Annotated in this window: 16 protein-coding genes and 1 tRNA gene; 15 read left to right on the top strand and 2 right to left on the bottom strand. The window is 69.1% G+C overall.

All coding sequences use genetic code 11. The annotated features are described in order from the left end of the window. The first annotated feature begins 4 nt into the window (after positions 1 to 4). The 8 genes from G3M62_RS18255 (at position 5) to G3M62_RS18220 (ending at position 12,006) form a co-directional block, all read left to right on the top strand. Positions 5 to 289: a hypothetical protein gene (locus tag G3M62_RS18255; RefSeq protein ID WP_165189595.1), complete on the top strand. Its 285-nt coding sequence runs from the start codon at positions 5 to 7 to the stop codon at positions 287 to 289. Continuing rightward, positions 289 to 2,286, top strand: a complete 1,998-nt coding sequence (locus tag G3M62_RS18250) for an acetyl-CoA carboxylase biotin carboxylase subunit (RefSeq protein ID WP_165189593.1) — start codon at positions 289 to 291, stop codon at positions 2,284 to 2,286. The genes G3M62_RS18255 and G3M62_RS18250 overlap by 1 nt, the downstream gene beginning before the upstream one ends. Next, the gene (locus G3M62_RS18245; RefSeq protein WP_165189591.1) at positions 2,283 to 2,741 is read left to right on the top strand and encodes a MerR family transcriptional regulator; all 459 of its coding nucleotides are present in this window, start codon (positions 2,283 to 2,285) and stop codon (positions 2,739 to 2,741) included. Before G3M62_RS18250 ends, G3M62_RS18245 begins: the two co-directional genes overlap by 4 nt. Then, positions 2,738 to 3,244, top strand: a complete 507-nt coding sequence (locus tag G3M62_RS18240; RefSeq protein WP_165189589.1) for a MerR family transcriptional regulator — start codon at positions 2,738 to 2,740, stop codon at positions 3,242 to 3,244. Before G3M62_RS18245 ends, G3M62_RS18240 begins: the two co-directional genes overlap by 4 nt. Next, positions 3,241 to 4,242 (top strand): biotin synthase BioB, encoded by a 1,002-nt coding sequence (gene bioB, locus G3M62_RS18235; protein WP_165189587.1) that lies wholly within the window; start codon positions 3,241 to 3,243, stop codon positions 4,240 to 4,242. The genes G3M62_RS18240 and bioB overlap by 4 nt, the downstream gene beginning before the upstream one ends. Before the next feature lie 194 nt (positions 4,243 to 4,436). Further along, positions 4,437 to 5,738: a putative hydroxymethylpyrimidine transporter CytX gene (cytX, locus tag G3M62_RS18230; RefSeq protein WP_165189585.1), complete on the top strand. Its 1,302-nt coding sequence runs from the start codon at positions 4,437 to 4,439 to the stop codon at positions 5,736 to 5,738. A gap of 208 nt (positions 5,739 to 5,946) precedes the next feature. After that, positions 5,947 to 7,608, top strand: a complete 1,662-nt coding sequence (locus G3M62_RS18225; RefSeq protein WP_246263318.1) for a ShlB/FhaC/HecB family hemolysin secretion/activation protein — start codon at positions 5,947 to 5,949, stop codon at positions 7,606 to 7,608. Positions 7,609 to 7,635: 27 nt separating this feature from the next. Continuing rightward, positions 7,636 to 12,006, top strand: coding sequence for a beta strand repeat-containing protein (locus tag G3M62_RS18220; RefSeq protein WP_165189581.1), 4,371 nt, complete (start codon positions 7,636 to 7,638; stop codon positions 12,004 to 12,006). Positions 12,007 to 12,014: 8 nt separating this feature from the next. Here G3M62_RS18220 and G3M62_RS18215 read toward each other — a convergent pair. Continuing rightward, positions 12,015 to 12,101: transfer RNA gene (locus G3M62_RS18215), tRNA-Leu, on the bottom strand. A 181-nt stretch (positions 12,102 to 12,282) separates the two neighbouring features. Between G3M62_RS18215 and G3M62_RS18210 the strand changes: the two genes are divergently transcribed. The 6 genes from G3M62_RS18210 (at position 12,283) to G3M62_RS18185 (ending at position 18,235) form a co-directional block, all read left to right on the top strand. Further along, positions 12,283 to 13,560: a Xaa-Pro dipeptidase gene (locus G3M62_RS18210; RefSeq protein ID WP_165189579.1), complete on the top strand. Its 1,278-nt coding sequence runs from the start codon at positions 12,283 to 12,285 to the stop codon at positions 13,558 to 13,560. Between the two features lie 115 nt (positions 13,561 to 13,675). Then, on the top strand, positions 13,676 to 15,766 hold the full coding sequence (locus G3M62_RS18205) for a hybrid sensor histidine kinase/response regulator (RefSeq protein WP_165189577.1): 2,091 nt from the start codon (positions 13,676 to 13,678) through the stop codon (positions 15,764 to 15,766). A gap of 95 nt (positions 15,767 to 15,861) precedes the next feature. Further along, positions 15,862 to 16,860, top strand: coding sequence for a methionine ABC transporter ATP-binding protein (locus G3M62_RS18200; RefSeq protein ID WP_165189575.1), 999 nt, complete (start codon positions 15,862 to 15,864; stop codon positions 16,858 to 16,860). After that, positions 16,857 to 17,522 carry a methionine ABC transporter permease gene (locus G3M62_RS18195; RefSeq protein ID WP_165189573.1) on the top strand — a complete coding sequence of 222 codons (666 nt, stop codon included), beginning with the start codon at positions 16,857 to 16,859 and terminating at the stop codon, positions 17,520 to 17,522. The genes G3M62_RS18200 and G3M62_RS18195 overlap by 4 nt, the downstream gene beginning before the upstream one ends. Before the next feature lie 9 nt (positions 17,523 to 17,531). Beyond that, positions 17,532 to 17,900, top strand: a complete 369-nt coding sequence (locus G3M62_RS18190; RefSeq protein ID WP_165189571.1) for a hypothetical protein — start codon at positions 17,532 to 17,534, stop codon at positions 17,898 to 17,900. Next, on the top strand, positions 17,897 to 18,235 hold the full coding sequence (locus G3M62_RS18185; protein WP_165189569.1) for a hypothetical protein: 339 nt from the start codon (positions 17,897 to 17,899) through the stop codon (positions 18,233 to 18,235). The genes G3M62_RS18190 and G3M62_RS18185 overlap by 4 nt, the downstream gene beginning before the upstream one ends. Positions 18,236 to 18,237: 2 nt before the next feature. Here G3M62_RS18185 and G3M62_RS18180 read toward each other — a convergent pair whose 3' ends face one another. Beyond that, positions 18,238 to 18,486, bottom strand: a complete 249-nt coding sequence (locus tag G3M62_RS18180; RefSeq protein ID WP_085953711.1) for a hypothetical protein — start codon at positions 18,484 to 18,486, stop codon at positions 18,238 to 18,240. Between the two features lie 151 nt (positions 18,487 to 18,637). On the opposite strand from G3M62_RS18180, the gene G3M62_RS18175 reads away from it, so the two are divergent. Beyond that, positions 18,638 to 19,435, top strand: coding sequence for a MetQ/NlpA family ABC transporter substrate-binding protein (locus G3M62_RS18175; protein WP_165189567.1), 798 nt, complete (start codon positions 18,638 to 18,640; stop codon positions 19,433 to 19,435). The last annotated feature ends 38 nt before the right edge of the window (positions 19,436 to 19,473 follow it).

Below are 19,473 nucleotides of genomic sequence, written 5' to 3'. Positions count from 1 at the left end.
GGCCATGGCTCTCGAAACCGAGCGCTCGCCGCTCGACCTGCTGCAGGCCGGCTTCGACGGCCAACCCCCGCCGGCGTCCCAGCCGCGCGCCTCGACCCGGCTGTGGCGGATCGGCCGCTGGCTGCGGAGCCAGGGCGCGCGCCGCCCCGGCGCCGTGCGGGTGGTCAATGACGGCACGGCGATCGTCGACGGGCGGATCCTCGCCGTCGACGACTTTGGAAGCATTCAGGACCTGTCGACCACGCGCCGCGTGGTCCGGGCTCCCCTGTCCAGTTGGAAGCATATCTGATGTTCAAGAAGCTGCTGATCGCCAACCGGGGCGAGATCGCGGTGCGGGTGATCAAGACCTGCCGTCGGTTGGGGATCTCGACCGTCGTGGTCTATTCGGACGCGGACGCCGACAGCCTGGCGGTGGAGATGGCCGACGAGACCGTGCACATCGGTCCCGCGCCGGCCAACCAGAGCTACCTGGTGGCCGACAAGATCATCGCCGCCTGCAAGGCGACGGGGGCCGAGGCGGTGCATCCGGGCTTCGGCTTCCTGTCGGAGAAGGCCGAGTTCGCCCAGCGTTGCGCCGACGAGGGGATCGTGTTCATCGGTCCCAACCCCGGGGCCATCTCGGCCATGGGCGACAAGATCGAGAGCAAGAAGTTCGCGCAAGCCGCCGGGGTGTCCTGCGTGCCCGGCCACATCGGCGAGATCGACGACACCGCCCACGCGGTGACCATCGCCGAGCAGATCGGCTATCCGGTGATGATCAAGGCCAGCGCCGGGGGCGGGGGCAAGGGCATCCGCGTGGCCTGGAGCCGCCAGGACGTCGAGGAAGGCTTTCCGGCCGTGCGGGCCGAGGCGGCCGGGGCGTTCGGCGACGACCGCATCTTCATCGAGAAGTTCATCGAAAGCCCGCGCCACATCGAGATCCAGGTGCTGGGCGACAAGCACGGCAACGTGGTCCATCTGTTCGAGCGCGAATGCTCGATCCAGCGGCGCAACCAGAAGGTCATCGAGGAGGCCCCCAGCCCGCTGCTGGACGAGGCCACCCGCAACGCCATGGGCGCCCAGGCCGTGGCCCTGGCCAAGGCGGTGAACTACGACAGCGCCGGCACGGTGGAGTTCGTGGCCGGCCAGGACAAGAGCTTCTACTTCCTGGAGATGAACACCCGCCTGCAGGTCGAGCACCCGGTCACCGAGCTGATCACCGGGCTGGACCTGGTCGAGCAGATGATCCGGTCGGCCTGGGGCGAGACGCTGGCCTTCGAACAGAAGGACCTGAAGATCAACGGCTGGGCGATCGAGAGCCGGATCTACGCCGAGGACCCCTACCGCAAGTTCCTGCCCAGCATCGGCCGCCTGGTCCGCTACGCCCCTCCGGAGGAGGGACAGCATCAAGGCTATCTGGTGCGCAACGACGCCGGGGTGCGCGAGGGCGACGAGATCTCGATGTACTACGACCCGATGATCTCCAAGCTGTGCGCCTGGGCCCCCACGCGGCTTGAGGCTGTCGATGGCATGGGCCGGGCGCTGGAGGACTTCCACATCGAAGGTCTTGGCCAGAACATCCCGTTCCTGGCCGCGGTGATGGACCAGGACCGGTTCCGCTCGGGCAAGATCTCGACCAACTACATCAAGGACGAGTTCCCGGACGGGTTCAAAGGCGTCGAGCCGACGCCGGCCCAGGTCGACATCCTGACCGCCGTCGGGGCGGCCATGCAGCGGGTCTACGCCGCCCGGGCCCGCTCGACCACGGCCGGGCTCAGCAATCCGGTGCGCACCGAGTGGGTGGTGGCCGTCGGCCACGCCAAGCGGCGGGTGAAGCTGTCGGGCGAAGCCGAGCATCTGAATGTCGAGCTGCCTGACGAGAACCGCACGATCGGCCTGGAGACGATCGACTGGCGGCCGGGCAAGCCGGTGTTCCTGGGCAAGCTGGACGGCAAGCCGTTCACCGTCCAGGTGACCCCGGCCGCCGAGGGCTTCACGATCCGCCACCGGGCGGCCAAGACCAAGGTGCTGGTCCTGACCCCGCGCAGCGCCGAGCTGCACGACAAGCTGCCCGAGAAGCAGGCCGCCGACACCTCCAAGCTGGTGCTTTCGCCGATGCCCGGCCTGGTGGTCAGCATGGACGTGGCCCTGGGCCAGACCGTGCGCGAGGGCGAGATCGTCTGCGTGCTGGAGGCCATGAAGATGCAGAACATCATCCGCGCCGAGCGCGATGGCGTGGTCAAGGCCGTCAACGCCAAGAGCGGCGACCCCGTCGCCGCCGATGAAGTGCTGGTGGAGTTCTCATGACCCGTTCCACGCCCATCCTCGATCGGCGCGCTCCGGCCCGATACGTGTCGATCGCCGAACTGGCCAAGCGCCTGGGCGTCACCTCGCGGGCCCTGCGCCACTACCAGGACCAGGGCCTGATCCGCTCGCACCGGATCGCCCGCAACGTCCGGGCCTACGACCTGGAGACCGTAGCGATGGTCGAGACCATCGTCGCCCTGCGCGAGATCGACCTGCCGCTGGCGGCGATCCGCGACATCCTGGCGCTACGCCATGAGCCGGAGGCTCAGGCCGAAGCCCTCCGCGCCGCCCTGCTGGAGGTCCAGGCCGACAAGCAGCGGCAGATCGTCCGGATCGACGGCATGCTGGAGGCCTTGCCCGCCGCGCCCCGCGCCGACGGTCTCGACATCGCGCCCTGGCGTCTGGTTCCCCGCGCCTCGGGCTTCGACGGTCTGGCGGCGGGAGACGCCGGATGATCGCCCGCGGCGACTATGTCGGTCCGCTCACCAAGTCGGCCGAGGCCATGTTCGCCCGCGCCGAGCGCCGGGCTCTCCGCTCGGCGGGCGAGGCGACGACGCAGGCCCCTCCGGTGCGTGAGACGCGGCCCGCCTCGGTCCTACGCGACGCGGTCGACAGGCTGGGCCTGAAGATCACCACGCTGCGCCAGTGGGAGGACGCCGGGCTGATCGCCTTCGAGCGCCGCAACGGCCGCCGGATCGTCGACGCCGCCGCCCTGGAATGCCTGGCCCTGGTCGCGACCTTGCGGCGGGCCGGCTTCTCGGTGCGCGAGATCGCCTGGTTGTCGGACACCCTGCCGCCCAGCGCGGCGGTCATGCGGGACGCGCTCGAGGCGCGGCAGACCTATCTCGAGGCGGCGCGCACGCGCACCATCGTCGGCGTGATCGCCAAGGGCGGCTCCAAGCCCGTCCGCAAGCCGGCGCATCGCGCCTCCGCCATCGCTGTTGAAAGAGCCGCATGACGCCCCGCTACGATTGGACCCTGGACGAGGTCCAGGCCCTGTTCGACCAGCCGTTCATGGAACTGGTGTTCCAGGCCGCGACCGTGCACCGGGCCGGGTTCGACCCCAGCGAAGTGCAGCTGTCGCAGCTGCTGTCGGTCAAGACCGGCGGCTGCGCGGAGAACTGCGGCTATTGCAGCCAGTCGGCCCACTTCAAGACCGGCCTGAAGGCCGAGAAGCTGATGGACGCCGAGGTGGTGATCGCCAAGGCCCGCGAAGCCCGCGACGGCGGGGCCCAGCGCTTCTGCATGGGGGCGGCCTGGCGCGAGCTGAAGGATCGCGACCTGCCCAAGCTGGCGGCGATGATCGGCGGGGTGAAGGCCCTGGGCCTGGAAACCTGCGCCACCCTGGGCATGCTGACGCCCGACCAGGCCAGGCAGCTCAAGGACGCCGGGCTCGACTACTACAACCACAACCTCGACACCGGTCCCGAGTACTACGGCGACGTGGTCACCACCCGCACCTATCAGGAACGGCTCGACACCCTGGCCTATGTGCGCGACGCGGGCATGAGCACCTGCTGCGGCGGCATCGTCGGCATGGGCGAGACCCGCCGCGACCGCGCCAGCCTGCTGCGTCAGCTGGCCACCCTGCCCAGCCACCCCGACAGCCTGCCGATCAACGGCCTGGTGCCGGTCAGCGGCACGCCCTTGGGCGACGCGATCCTGAAGGATGGCGAGAAGGCCATCGACTCGATCGAGTTCGTGCGCACCATCGCCGTGGCCCGCATCGTCTGTCCCAAGTCCATGGTCCGCCTGTCGGCCGGCCGCGACGAGATGAGCCGCGAGCTGCAGGCCCTGTGTTTCCTGGCCGGCGCCAACTCGATCTTCGTCGGCGGCAAGCTGCTCACCACGCCTCTGCCGGGTCAGGACGAGGACAGCGCCCTGTTCCAGGACCTGGACCTGCGGCCCATGGGCTTGGCCAAGGCCCTCGCGCCGGAAGCCGTGGCGGCGGAGTAGTTCAAGCCTCCCCCTGTGGGGGAGGCGATCGCGCAGCGATCGGTGGGGGGAGTTTTAGGGTCGAGAATCCGGGCAGCGGTCGTCTGCCGACCACTCCCCCCTCCGTCGGCTTCGCCGACACCTCCCCCACAGGGGGAGGACCTAGGAGTGGCCGCCTTCATCCGACGGCGGACGGCCGTGCTAGACTGCGAGTCATGGCCGAACCCAACGACACCTACGATCCCCTGACGCCCGTGCCGGGGGACCGCAGGGTCTTCGGCGCCCGCGACGCCTTTTCGCTGTGGTTCAGCCTGGGCATCGGCCTGCTGGTGCTGCAGGCGGGGGCCTTCCTGGTGCCGGGCCTGAGCCTGGGCGTGGCTCTGGCGGCGATCGTCACCGGCTCGGTGCTGGGCGCGGTTCTGCTGGCCGCCGCCGGGGTGGTGGGGACCGACACCGGCCTGTCGGCCATGGGCTCGCTGCGACTGGCTCTGGGCGCGCGCGGCGCGGCGATCCCGGCGGCGCTGAACGCCATCCAGCTGACGGGCTGGGGCGCGTTCGAGATCATCGCCATGCGCGATTCCGCCAACGCCCTGACCCGGCAGGCCTTCGGCTTTTCCAGCCCCTTGCTGTGGACCCTGCTGTTCGGGGGGCTCGCGACCTGGCTGGCGATCCTGGGGCCGGTGTCGTTCGTGCGGCGGTTCCTGCGCGCCTGGGGCCTGTGGCTGCTGCTGGCCGGCGCGGGCTGGCTGACCTGGCGGCTGCTGGCCGACAATGACCTGGCCGCGCTGATGGCCAGGGCCGGAACCGGTGAGATGAGCTTCGGGGCCGGCGTCGACCTGGTGGTGGCCATGCCGCTGTCGTGGCTGCCGCTGATCGCCGACTACACGCGGTTCGGACGCACGCCGGGCGGCATGTTCCGGGGCAGCGCGGTCGGCTACCTGCTGGCCAATGTCTGGTTCATGGGCCTGGGCGCGGCCTACGCCCTGGCGGCCGGGGGCGGGGAGGGGCTGCTGCTGACCGCCCTGGCCGCCAGCGGCGGCGGCTTCGCCCTGCTGCTGATCGTCATCGACGAGACCGACAACACCTTCGCCGACATCCATTCGGCGGCGATCTCGTCCGCCACCCTGGTTCGGGCCCGGCCGGCGCGGCTGGCCCTGGGCTTTGGCGTGATCTGCACGGCCATCGCCCTGCTAGCCCCGATCGCCCGCTATGAGAGCTTCCTGCTGCTGATCGGCTCGGTGTTCGCGCCGTTGTTCGGCGTGCTGCTGACCGACCATTTCATCGTGCGCCGCCGCCGCGCGGACGCCGCCGGCGTCGCGCCCGCGAGCCTGAACCTGCCGGGCCTGGCGGCCTGGGTGGTGGGTGTCGGCGCCTACCAGGCGTTTAGCCGGTTGACCCCCCAGATCGGCGCGACCCTGCCGGCCTTCCTGGTCGCCGCCGCGGCTTATCTGGTGTTTGCACAGGCGCGAGCGCGTCTGACTGGCAAAGCGAGGCGGATCCAGAATCCTTTGCCCTGAACCGAATTCGCTTCGGAACCCGCGTAGCGCACGCGAACATTTCGCATACCCGCGTTCGTTAGGACTTGTTTAGCTCTGTCGGGTTTGCGACATAGTGACGCAAGGGGAAACGTACCCACGGTCGATGGGAGGGGCGGGCTTGCGCGTTCTGGTCAATTTGAGTCGCGCCATCGCTGGCGCGAGCGCCTTGGCATGCCTGGGGGCGGCCATGCTGGTGACCTCCGCGAGCGCCCAGGTGGCTCTTCCGTCGCGCCAGGAGCTGGATCCCGCCCGCGCCGCGCCGATCGCGGCCGCGCCGCGCGGCGACCTGTTCAAGGGTGTCGAGGCCGGACCCTGCGCCTTCCGCGACAGCTCCATCAAGGTCACCCTCAAGACGGTGGCGTTCCAGGGCGCGACGGCCAATGAAGGCGGGGGCGGCGCCCTGGCGCTGTCGGACCAGGCCCTGGCCTCGACCTATGCCGAGTTCATCGGCCGCGAGGCGCCGCTTAGCGTGGTCTGCGACATCCGCGACCGGGCCGCGACGCTCTATCTGCGGCGCGGCGTGCTGGCCAGCGTGGTCATCCCCGAGCAGCGCATCACCGAAGGGCGGCTGACCCTGACGGTGATCGAGGCGCGGATCGCGGCGGTGAACTATCACGGCGACGCCGGGCCGGCCCAGAAGCAGGTCGCGCGCTTCCTGGACCATCTGCGCGGCCTGGCGCCGTTCGACCTCGACGTCGCCCAGCGCTATCTGCTGCTGGCCTCCGACGTGCCCGGCGTACGCCTGCAGTCGACGCTCAAGGCCTCGCCGCAGGGCCAGGGCGCGCTGGACCTGGACATCGCCATCGCCCGCGACGCCGTCGACGGCTCGATCGTGGCCCAGAACTACGGCTCCAAGACCGTCGGCCGCGACCTGACCCTGGCCCGGCTGGACCTGAACGGCGTCACCCCGCTGGGCGAGCGGACCTCGATCCTCGGCTACGGCACGCTGTCCAGCGACGAGCAGCGGGTCATCCAGGCGGTCGAGCGGTTCTATATCGGCGGCGACGGCCTGGTGGCGGATGTCTCCGGCGCGTGGGGCTGGACCAAGCCAGGCGACGTGCTCAAGCCGCTGGAGCTGGAAGGCGAGTCGTTCGCCGGCAGCCTGCGCCTGAGCTATCCGCTGATGCGGCATCGCCGCCACAACCTCAACATCGCGGCCGGCCTGGACTGGATCGACCAGAAGGTCGAGTTCGGCGGCGGCGCGGCCGTGCTGACCGACGACCACCTGCGGGTGTTCTTCGTCCGGCTGGACGGCCACTACGCCCCGGCCAGCCTGGCGGGCAACTCGGTGGCGATGACCGGCACGGTCGAGCTGCGCCAGGGCGTGCACAACCTCGGCGCCAGCCGCTACGGCGAGTTCACCGCCTCGCGTTTCCTGGCCAAACCGGACGCCACGGTGCTGCGGGCCGAGGGGCAGGTCGGCGGACGTCTGGCGGGGCCAGTGATCGGCAAGCTTATCGTCGCCTGGCAGCACACCGATGATCCGCTGCTGTCCTACGAGGAGTACGGGGTCGGCAACCTGACGATAGGGCGGGGCTATGACCCCTCGGTGGCGTCCGGCGACCGCGCCCTCTCGGGGACGGTCGAGATCAGCACCGTGCCGCTGGTCTTGGCCGGAGGCCGCGCCGCCTGGCGGCCTTACGCCTTCTACGATGCGGCGGAACTAACCAATCTGGGCTTTGGGGCCGGCAAGCTGGACCTGACCTCGGCCGGGGTCGGGGTGCGGGCCCAGGTCACCTCGCGCGTGGCCGTCGATCTGACCTGGGCCAAGCCCTTCGACAGTCCGTTCGGCGTGGGCGACGAGCCGCCCTCGCGCATCCTGATCTCGCTGTCCGCCGCCCTGTTCTAGCCTGCTGAAGTCTCCGGAGCGTCCCTCATGACCCCGTCAACGATCCGTACGATCCTTCCTCGCCCCCTTTCGCGTGCGGCGCACCGTAATCGGCTGCTGGCGGCCTCGGCCCTCGTCAGTGTTCTCGCGCTGGCCCAGCCGAGCGTGGCGGGGACCCTGCCGGGCATTCCCAGCGCCGCCAACATCACGGTGTCGACGGGCGGTTCGCAGCCCTTCATCACCTTCCCGGACGCCATCACCCTGCAGATCGACCTGAACGCGCCCCGCACGGTGATCAACTGGACCGACCTGCACCTCAGCAGCGGCGACGCGATGAACTTCCTGTTCGACGCGGCCAACGACATCGTCCTGAACAAGACCACCAGCCAGATCCGGTTCGACAACGGCAGCGTGGTGACCGGCAAGATCGGGGCGGCGACGGCCGGCAATGTCTGGTTCTATTCGCCCCAGGGCGTGATCGTCTCGCCGGGCGCGACCATGACCGCCGGCGGCTTCCTGTTCAGCAAGGGTTCGGGACTCAACGACGCCAGCTTCGCCGCCACGACCGCCAACACGACCGCTGCACTGACCAACCTGCGCGCCGCCACCGACGCCCTGATCCAGATGACCACGATCAGTTCGGCGACCACCGCCTCGATCAACAGCAGCGGCGACGTCGTGCTCAGCGCCTCGAGCGGCCCCCTGAACGTCAGCATCGCCGCGGGCGCGACGGTGGACATTTCGACGACCTCGGGCTCGATCACCGCCAGCGAAGTCACCGCCACCAGCGGCGCGGCCTCGGTCGCCGCGGGCGGGCCCGGCGCGACGGTCGCCCAGATCACCGGCGAGACCGGCGTGACGGTCTCCTCGGGCGCCAACACCTCGGTGGGCTCGGCCACGACCATGACCTCGGGCGACATCCTGCTGACCAGCAACGGTTCGGCGTCGCTGACCCTGGGCAATTCGGCGCGCGACCTCACGCTCAGCGCTCCGCTGGTCTTCGCGCACACCGTCGACGCGGTGCGCGACGTCTTCCTTACCGGAACGACGGGCGCCTCGGTGGCCAATCGCATCTTCGCGGGCGACGACATCGAGATCACCGCCTCCAACGGCGACGTCGACGCCAGCGGCGCCATTCTGAGATCGACTGGTCTGGGGGCCAGTGACGACGCGCACATCCTGCTGCGGTCCGACACCGGCTCGGTCACCGCCGACACCACGCTGCTGACCCAGGGAACCGGCGCGCAGGCCGGTGACATCACCGTCCAGGCGGCGACCGACGCGATCGTCGGCACGGCCGACTCCACCCGTGACCTGAAGATCACGGGCACGAGCGCCAGCTTGGACAATGGCTCGGCCGCGCGCGACCTCTTCGTCACCGCCACGACCGGGAACGCGACCGTGACCACCTCGGCCACGGCCGGCGACGACGTGGAGGTCACCACCACCGACGGCGACCTCCTGGCCAGCGGCGCGACGCTGAAGTCCACCGGCGTCGGCGCGACGGATGACGCCCACGTGCTGGCGAAGTCGACCAACGGCGCCGCCGATGTCGGGACGGCGATCACCCAGGGCACGGGCGTGGCCGCTGGCGACGTCACGCTGGACTCGGGCGACACGATCACGGCGGGCGACCTGCAGTCGACGCGGGACGTCCTGGTCACGGCGGCGGGCGATGTCGACGTGACCGCCGCCACGGCCGGGCGGGACATCACCATCACCTCGAACGGCGGTGGCGCGATCCTGCGCAAGGCCGTGCTGACGGGGGCCGGCGTCGGCCATGACCTGTCGATCACGGCGACCAACGACGCGGTGCTGGGCGATCCGGACTATCAAGCGATCACCACCGCCAATCTGTTCAGCCGCACGGGCGGCAACACGGGCGCGGCCAGTGTCCGCTCGACTGGCGGCGGCGACGCCGTGGTCCATCTCGACACCGCCGACCTGATCGACACCCTGGAGGGTGAAGGCGTCGACGTGACGATCAGCAACGGCTTGGCCTCGTTCGGCACGATCACGGCCAACACCACCAATATCTATGTCGAGGCGCTGAACGGCGGCCTGACCGTCGATACGGCCACGGCGAACAATGGCGACGTGGCGCTGTACGACGCCGGCGGCGACCTGACGCTGACGGGCTCGGCGCACGGCGCGAACCTGGTGCACCTGGAGACTGACGGCCTGCTGGACGGAAAGCTGGCCAGCCTCATCTCCAGCGACGGCGACCTGGAACTGATCGGCGGTGGCGTCGACGTGGGCCACATCACGGCCAACGGAATGATCGAGGCGACCGCCGCTACCGCTAACGCCGTGGTGCAATGGGCCGAGGCCGGCCAGGCCGTCGTAGTGGCCTCGATCAACGGTGACGCGACCCTGCGCGGCGCCACGGGCCCCGACGGCGTGGCGGTGGTGGCCTACAACACCGCCACGTTCGGCGCGGACGACTTGGGTTCGATCAACCCAGACAACTATGTCGACACAAACGTCAGCTGCGGCTGCGGCACGGACGGGCTGCAGGTCACGTCCTTTAACGGCAACGCGGTGGTCAACATCAACGTGGCCACCAACGGCATCGACCTCGTCGCATCGTCCATCGGTGGCGACGTTACCGTGAACCAGACCAGCGGCGACCTGAAGATCAACGAGGTGGCGGGCTACAACATCTCGCTCAACGCCAACGACGGCGCGCTTGAGGTCGGTCACGTCACCTCTTCCGGTGGCGACTACACAATCAGGGGGCAGGACTTCCTGGGCGCCGTCCTGACCCCGGACCTGTTCTCCGGCGCGATCCACGACGTCACCATCACCGACACCCTGGGCGACCTGGACCTGGGGACCGCCGCCATTCACGCCGACCACTGGTTGACCATCACCGCCGAGCAGGGCGCGGTGACCGGCGCGGCTCAGCTGAGCGCGGGCGGCGGACTGAACGACGCCCGGGTTGTCGTGACGGGGCAAAGCGTCGCCCTCGACACGGTCACGAGCGACGGCCTGGTGACGCTGGACGGCCGAAACGGCCTGGTGGACGTGGCCACCAGCGTCGACGTGTGGGGGAACTACAGCCTGAGCGGCGGCGATTTCGCCAACGCCGCCCTGACGCCGCAGGGGGACATGCGCGGAACTTGGGCCATTCGCGACCGGGTCGGCGGCTTCGACTTCACCGGCAAGACCCTGCACTACGGCGGGAGCCTCCTGCTGTTCGTCAACGGCGTCGTCAACGGCGGCGACATCACCGTGGACGTGGGCAACATCTATGCCGAGGTCTACAGCGGACACTTGGGCGCGCTCACCGCGCCGTTGTTCGTCGGGGCGACCAGCATCGACGGCGGCATCGATGTGGACCTGATCCGGGCCGGGACGGTCGCCCGGGTCTGGGCTACGGACTTCGGCACGGCCCGCCTGGGCGGGGCGATCATGAGCGGGACGGCAACCCCGCAGGTGCTCGTCGAGGCCTTCGACGGCGACGCCATCCTGGGCGCCGCGACGCCGGGCGCGATCACGACGGCCAACGCCGTCACCTCGACCGGCGCGCCCGCGACGATCAGCGTCACGGCCCCGACGGGCCGGGTCGACATCAACCTGGACCATATCACCAACGCCGGCCTGACCTCGGTCGACGGTCTGCAAGACGTGATCGCCAATATCGCCAACGGCCCCTTGACCATCGACGGAACCGTGCATGGCGGCAACACGGTGCGGGTCGCCTCGCACGGCGGCATGACCATCGCCGGCACGGGCAAGGTCCAGGCCGACGGCGCGGGCGACGCGGTCATCCTGGCCTCGGACGGGGTGTTCACCAACGCGCGCGGAGCCGACGCGGTGGCCGCCCCCAACGGCCGTTGGTTGATCTACAGCCAGGCGGTCGGCAATCCCCTGGGCTCGACGGCGGGCGACAGCTTCAACGGGCTGGCGGGCGTCCGATATTTCGGCTCGCGGTACGACTTCTCGACCGGCCTCTTTTCCACGACGCCCGGCGCGGGCAATCGCTTCGTCCAGGCCTATCGGGCGGCGCTGACGGTGACGGCCGACGCCCTGTCCAAACAGGTCGGTCAAGCTGGCGATCCGCCCCTGACCTATCGCATCACGGCGGGGACCCTGTTCGGTGGCGACGCCTTCACCGGATCGCTGGCGCGCGAGGCCGGTGAACTGCCTGGGGACTATGCGATCGGGCGCGGAACCCTGGGCCTGGCGGCGAACTACGACCTGACCTTCACCGGCGCGGTGTTCACGATCAAGGCGGTCCCCTCGAACGACCAGAACGGCTCGGCGGCGCTCAAGTCTCTGGGCCAGTCGCCGGACTTCACCCTGGACTGGGATCCGGAGTTTCGCCTGACGACCGAGGGCCAGGCCTGCTCTGGCGAAGGCTGCCCGCCCCAGGCCGCGATCGGCGGCGGCAAGGCGGTTGCGGCGCTGCGCTAGGTCGGGAGTGGTGCGGGCGGCCGGGGTCGAACCGGCATAGCCTTGCGGCTGACAGATTTTAAGTCTGTTGCGTCTACCAGTTTCGCCACGCCCGCGCTGGTACCGCCCGTATAGGATGAGGGGCGAGTCCCGCCAAGGCCGTCCGTGGGCGGTGGCGCGCGGACAGGCGCCCGCCTTCGTGGCGCCAGCGCGAAACGGCGCTGTTACGGCTCGACGGGCGGCGGGCGCGTGATAGCGTCGCCGTCTTTCGATGATCCGGGGACGGGGATTGTGATCATGCAGCGTAAACTGGCCGCTCTGGCCTTCCTGGCGACGGTCTGCGTCGCGCCCTTGGCGCACGCCGCCGATATCGAAGTGGTGCGCGCCGCGCGGCTGCTGGACGTGGCCTCTGGCAAGTATGTCGACAATCCGCAGGTGGTGATCACCGACGGCCGGATCACGGCGGTGGGCAAGGCGGGCGACGCGACCCCGGCCGGGGCCAAGATGGTCGATCTGCCGGGCGCGACCCTGTTGCCGGGCCTGATCGACATGCACACCCACATCAGCGCCGTGGCCGAGATGGGCGGTTACAACAGCCTGCAATACAGCGACGCCTTCTGGAGCGTGGTCCAGACCGCCAACGCGAAGAAGACGCTGGAGGCCGGTTTCACGACCATCCGCAACGTCGGCTCGGACCGGTTCGACGACGTGGGCCTGCGCGAGGCGATCGACGAGGGCTACGTGCCCGGGCCGCGCATCGTCACGGCGACCTATGCGATCGGCGCGACGGGCGGTCATTGCGACTCCACCTTCTTCCCGCCGTCGATGGACCAGAAGGGCCCCTACAATGTCGACAGCCCCGACGAAGGCCGCAAACGGGTGCGCGAGCTGAAGAAGTACGGGGCCCAGGTGATCAAGATCTGCGCGACCGGCGGCGTGTTCTCGCACGGCGACGAGCCGGGCCAGCAACAGCTGACCCTGGCCGAGATGACCGCCATCGTCGACGAGGCCCACATGGCCGGCCTGAAGGTCGCCGCCCACGCGCACGGCGCGGCGGGGATCAAGGACGCCATCCGCGCCGGCGTCGACACCATCGAGCACGCCAGCCTGGTCGACGACGAGGGCATCAAGCTGGCTGTCCAGAAGGGCGCCTACTTCTCGATGGACATCTACAACACCGACTACACCCAGGCCGAGGGCGCCAAGAACGGCGTGCTGGAGGACAATCTGCGCAAGGATCGCGACATCGGCGAGATCCAGCGCGAAAACTTCCGCAAGTCGCTGAAGGCCGGCGTGAAGATGATCTTCGGCACCGACGCCGGGGTCTATCCGCATGGGACCAACGCCCGGCAGTTCGCGGTGATGGTCCGTTATGGCGCGACGCCCCTGCAGGCGATCCAGGCCGCGACGATCACCGCCTCCCAGGCCCTGGGCCGCGAGAAGGATGTCGGCCAGGTGACCGTGGGTCGTTATGGCGACCTGATCGCGGTGTCCGGCGATCCGCTGGTCGACGTCACGACGCTGGAAAAGCCGGTGTTCGTGATGAAGGGCGGGGCGGTGGTCAAACAGCCCTAGGGCGTTGACGCCGCTTCAGTATGTCGCGGCGGTTGAGTCGTTTAGGTTACTTCCAGGTGACGGTTGGACTGTTACGCATATCGAAGCAGATTTGCTCCGGAGGCGTCGTCACATCATGAGCCGGACTTCCGACCACCGCGCCTTTCGGCGGACGATGAACCTGATCGCGGGCGGCGGATGCCTGTCGTCCGTTCTAGAGGCCATCGTCCAGGCGGTGGAGGCCGAGGACCCGGCGATCGTCTGCAGCATCCTGCTGCTCGACGCCGATGGTCGCCGCCTGCTGCTGGGCGCCGCGCCCAGCCTGCCGGACGCCTACAACCAGGCCATCCACGGCGTCGAGATCGGACCGTCCGTCGGGTCGTGCGGCACGGCCGCCTTCCTGGGGCGGCGGATCGTGGTCGAGGATATCCAGACCGATCCGCTGTGGGTCGGCTTTCGCGAGCTGGCCGCCGAGGCTGACCTGGCCGCCTGCTGGTCGCAGCCGATCCTGGCGGCCGACGACACCGTGGTGGGCACCTTCGCCATCTATCAGCGCCAGGTCCGGGCGCCCGACGAAGAGGACATCGCCTTCATCGAGGCGGCGGCGGAACTGGCGGCCATCGCCATCGACCGGCGGCGCTCCGAGGAGACCCTGGCCGCCAGCGAGGCCCGGGCCCTGCGGGCCGCCGAACAGGCCCAGGACACGGCCAGCAACCTGTCGACCTTCTTCGACGTGTCGCTGGACATGCTGTGCATCCGCGACCTGCAGGGACGCTTCGTCAAGCTGAGCCAGGCCTGGGAAGCGGTGCTGGGCTATTCGACCGAGGCGCTCCAGGGCATGCCCCTGCTGCCCTTGATCCATCCCGACGACCTCGAGATCACCCGCTTCCACATGGCTCAGGCCGAGTCCACGGGCGAGGTGCGGGGCTTCGTCAATCGCTATCGGCACGCCGACGGCAGCTACCGCCAGCTGGAATGGCGCGCGCGGCGTTCGGGCGACTTGGTGTTCGCCGTGGCCCGGGATGTCACCGAGCGCCTGAAGGTCGAGGCCGAGATGGCCGCCGCCCGCGTCGCCGCCGAGGCCGCCAACCAGGCCAAGAGCGACTTTCTGGCCAATATGAGCCACGAGATCCGCACGCCCCTGAACGGCGTCGTCGGCCTGGCCGCCGCCCTGAGCCAGAGCCAGCTCAATCCCGCCCAGCGCGAGATGGTCGACCTGATCCAGGGCTCGGGCGAGACGCTGGAGCGCCTGGTTTCCGACATTCTCGACGTCTCGAAGATCGAGGCGGGGCAGATGACCCTGCACGCGCGGGCCTTCGACCTGGCGCCGGCCCTGAAAGGCCTGTTCGACCTAACGCGCATGCGCGCCGAGAACAAGCACCTGACCTTCCGGGTCGAGGGCGAGCAGGCGGCGCGTGGGGTGTTCCTGGGCGATGCGGTCCGCATCGGCCAGGTGCTGGGCAACCTGCTGTCCAACGCCGTCAAGTTCACCGACCGGGGCGAGGTGGTCGCCCGGATCGACCTGGAAGACCTGGGCCAAGGCGCCGATCCGCGCCTGATCCTGGAGGTCCAGGACACCGGAGTCGGCTTCGACCCGGCCCAGGGCGAGCTGATCTTCCAGCGTTTCAGCCAGGCCGACGCCACGATCACCCGGCGTTTCGGCGGCACGGGTCTTGGCCTGTCGATCAGCAAGACCCTGGTCGAGATGATGGGCGGCGAGATCTCGGCCCGGTCCCAGCCGGGGCAGGGCAGCCTGTTCCGCGTGGTCCTGCCGCTGCCGCGCGTCCAGGGTTCGATCGCCAAGGCGGCGCCGGACGTGGACCTGGAAGGGCCCGGCGAGACATTGAGAGTGCTGCTGGCCGAGGATCATCCGGTCAATCAGAAGGTCGTCCAACTGCTGCTCGAGCCCTACGGCGTGCGGGTCACCACCGTCGACAACGGCGCCCAGGCGGTTGAGGCGTTCGAACGCGAGTCCTACGACCTGGTGCTGATGGACATGCAAATGCCGGTCATGGACGGGCTGGCGGCGACGCGCGCCATCCGCAACCTCGAGATCGCCGGGGCGCGCACCCCGATCATCATGCTCAGCGCCAACGCCATGGCCCGCCACCGCCAGGACGCGCTGCTGGCCGGAGCCGACCTGCACGTGGCCAAGCCGGTCACCGCCGTCGCCCTGATCACCGGCATTGGCCAGGTGATGAGCCTGGATCAACGCCGCGCGGGCTAAAAGCGCCGGTTTTCCTTCACCTTTGGCCGCCGAGCGCCTAAATCGTCGCGCTTGCGGTCTTCGGGCCGATTGACCTTCGCTTCGGGCCGCGCCGCGTGATCACCTTCCAAGACGTTTCCAAGACCTATGCCGGGGCTGGTGATCGCGCCGCCTTGGCGGGGGTCAGCTTGTCGGTCGCCCAGGGCGAGGTGTTCGGGGTGATCGGGGCCTCGGGGGCGGGCAAGTCGACCCTGATCCGGCTGATCAACGGCCTGGAAAAGCCGTCGGGCGGCAAGGTCGTGGTCGACGGCGACGACGTGGCGGCCCTGGGCGTGGAGGGGCTGCGGTCGCTGCGTCGCCGGGTCGGCATGATCTTCCAGCACTTCAACCTGCTGTCGTCCAAGACCGTGGCCGGCAACGTGGCCTTCCCTCTGAAGCTGGCCGGCCGTCCTGACGCCGAGGTCAAGGCGCGCACCGCCGAGCTGCTGGCGCGGGTGGGGCTGAGCGATTTCGCGGGCAAGTATCCGGCCCAGCTGTCGGGCGGCCAGAAGCAGCGGGTCGGCATCGCCCGCGCCCTGGCCACCGGCCCCAAGGTGCTGCTGTGCGACGAGGCGACCAGCGCGCTGGATCCCGAGACCACCGAACAGATCCTGGAGCTGGTCTCCAACCTCAACCGCGAGCTGGGCCTGACCATCGTGCTGATCACCCACGAGATGGACGTGGTGCGCCGCGTCTGCGACCGGGTGGCGGTGCTGGAGGGCGGAAAGGTGGTCGAGACCGGCACGGTTGAGGAGGTGTTCCTGCACCCGGCCAGCGCCACGGCTCGGCGGTTCGTCATGGAGGCGGATGGTGTTCCGGCGGACGGCGCGTTGGTCGGCGGCCGGGTGGTGCGCCTGACCTTCCGGGGCGAGGCCACCTACAAGCCGATCCTGGGGGCCGTGGCTCGCGAGACCGGCGTCGACTATTCGATCCTGGGCGGCCGCATCCATCGCCTGCGCGAGACGCCCTACGGTCAGCTGACCCTATCCTTGACCGGCGGCGACGTCGAAGCGGCCATCGCGAGGTTCAAGGCCGACGGCGTCCGGGTCGAGCTGGTGACGGAGGCGAGCCGATGAGCGGCTTTGCGGAAAACATCGACTGGTCGGAGATCGGCCAGGCGACGCTCGACACCTTGTCGATGCTGGGCGGCTCGATGGTGCTGACCGTGGTGCTGGGCCTGCCGCTGGGCGTGATCCTGTTCCTGACCGGCAAGGGCCAGATGCTGCAGAACCGCGCGGCCAACGGCGTGCTGTCGCTGGTGATCAACATCCTGCGCTCGGTGCCGTTCGTGATCCTGCTGATCGTGATGATCCCGCTGACCGTGGCCCTGGTCGGCACCTCGCTGGGCGTGGCCGGGGCGATTCCGCCGCTGGTGGTGGGCGCCGCGCCGTTCTTCGCCCGGCTGGTGGAAACCGCCTTGCGTGAGGTCGACAAGGGCGTGATCGAGGCCAGCTTCGCCATGGGCGCCAAGCGGCGGCAGGTGGTGCTGGGCGCGCTGCTGCCCGAGGCCATGCCGGGCCTGATCGCGGCGGCCACCGTCACGGCCATCGCCCTGGTGTCTTACACCGCCATGGCCGGCGTGGTGGGCGCCGGCGGCCTGGGCGACCTTGCCATCCGCTTTGGCTACCAGCGCTTCCAGACCGACGTGATGGTGGTGACCGTGGTGCTGCTGCTGGTGCTGGTCCAGGCGCTGCAGATGGTCGGCGACGCGGTGGTGCGTCGCGTTTCGCACCGGTAAGACACAGCCATGACCGACGAGATTCCCATCCTCTCCGCCCCGCCGCCCGAACACTGGGACGAAAGCTTCGCTCAGGGGCTGGTTGGCAAGATCATGCTGGTGAACCTGACCTTCCTGGACGCCGAGGGCGCACTGGAAGGGCGCGAGGCCTTCTACGGCGTGGTGATCACCGCCGACGCGGAGGAGGGGATCCTGCTCGACCTGCTGGGTCCGCAGGACGGCGACACCACCACCCTGCCGCCCCAGACCTCGAACATCGCGGCGGCCAAGCCGGGACTCTATCCGCTGACCGACGGCGAGACGGTGGAGAACCCGGATTTCCTGTCGAGCTGGACCATCGCCGGGCCCGAAGAGCCGGCGAACGACGAGGACGCATGAGCAACCAGCCGCAATGGGATCAGGTCTTCGCCGACGCGCTGCTCGGCAAGAGAGTGATTGTGGGTCTGACCTATGTGAACGACGCCGATGAGGTGACCCGCCTCGTCCAGATGCATGGCGTGGTCGGTCTCGCGGATTCCGCCAGCGGCGTCCGGCTTGATCTGCAAGGCGCGAAAGCGGGCGAAACGTATTGGCTGCCGCCGCAGATCGACAATTTCCAGCCGGCGGCGCCAGGCATTTATCGTTTCAGGGAGACGGGCGAAGAGGTCGTCGATCCCGACTTCATCTCGACCTGGACGATCCACGCGCCGGCAACCGCGAACGATCCGGAATAGGCTTAGGCCTGGTCGAACGGAAACGGCAGCCGGCCGGCCTTGAACAGGATCACGGGGTTCTCGTCGTAGTCGCCCATTTCGACGTCGGCCGAGGCGGCGAAGGCCACGACGCCTTCGCGTAGCGGGGCCAGGCGCTCGGCCTTGCGGCGAGCTTCCTCCGCGTCCTTGCAGCCGACCTGCTGCTCGGCCTTCAGGCCCTTGCCACGGCCGGCCTTGTAGGCTTGGACGATATAGACGGTTTCTCGGGCCATCCTCATCCAAGGCGACCGGTTTGGCCTTCGGGTCAACACGCCAAATTGAAATGATCCAAGACTCTGTGGCGCGGTTCAGGAAAACTGATTTCCCGGTCCAGCCGGAAGCGGGCAATACCCTACCCGTCTTATCGCCTTAACGGAGCCGTTCATGGTCGCCCGCCGCGCCCTTCTCGTCAGCCTCGCCGTGCTCAGCTTGGCCGCCTGCGGCCAGAAGCCCGCCGCCAGCGCCGGCGACACCCTGACGGTCGCCGCCACGGCCATCCCGCACGCCGAGGTGCTGGAGTTCATCAAGCCCAAGCTGGCCGCCGAGGGGCTGAAGATCGAGGTCAAGGTCTTCAACGACTATGTTCAGCCCAACATCCAGGTCGCCGAGAAGCGCATGGACGTCAGCTATTTCGAGACCCTGCCGTACCTGGAGACCTTTAATCGCGACAAGGGCACCAACCTGGTGCCGGTGATCGGGGTGCACATCGAGCCGATCGGGGCCTATTCGCACCGCTACAAGTCGATCGCGCAATTGCCGCAAGGCGCGACCGTGGCCATTCCCAACGACGCCTCGACCGAGGACCGCACCCTGCGGCTTCTCGCCAGGAACAACGTCATCGGGCTGGACGCCAGCAAGGCCGGGCTGAGCCTGAAGGACATCACCAGCAATCCCAAGAACCTGAAGTTCAAGGAGCTGGAAGGCGCGACCCTGCCGCGGACCCTGGACCAGGTCGACCTGGCGGTGATCAACACCAACTACGCCCTCGACGCCAAGCTGGACCCCGCCAAGGACGCCCTGCTGATCGAGGACAAGAACAGCCCCTATGTGAACTATCTGGTCGGCCGTCCCGACAACAAGGACGACCCGCGCGTCCAGAAACTGGCCAAGGCCCTGACCTCGCCCGAGGTGAAGGCGTTCATCGAGCAGAAGTACCACGGCGCGGTGGTGCCGGCGTTCTAGCGCTGCTGGGGACACACGCACTCAACGATGCGTGATCA

Source organism: Caulobacter soli, from assembly GCF_011045195.1.
GTDB lineage: Bacteria > Pseudomonadota > Alphaproteobacteria > Caulobacterales > Caulobacteraceae > Caulobacter > Caulobacter soli.
This window is presented reverse-complemented; position numbering and strand designations above follow the sequence as displayed.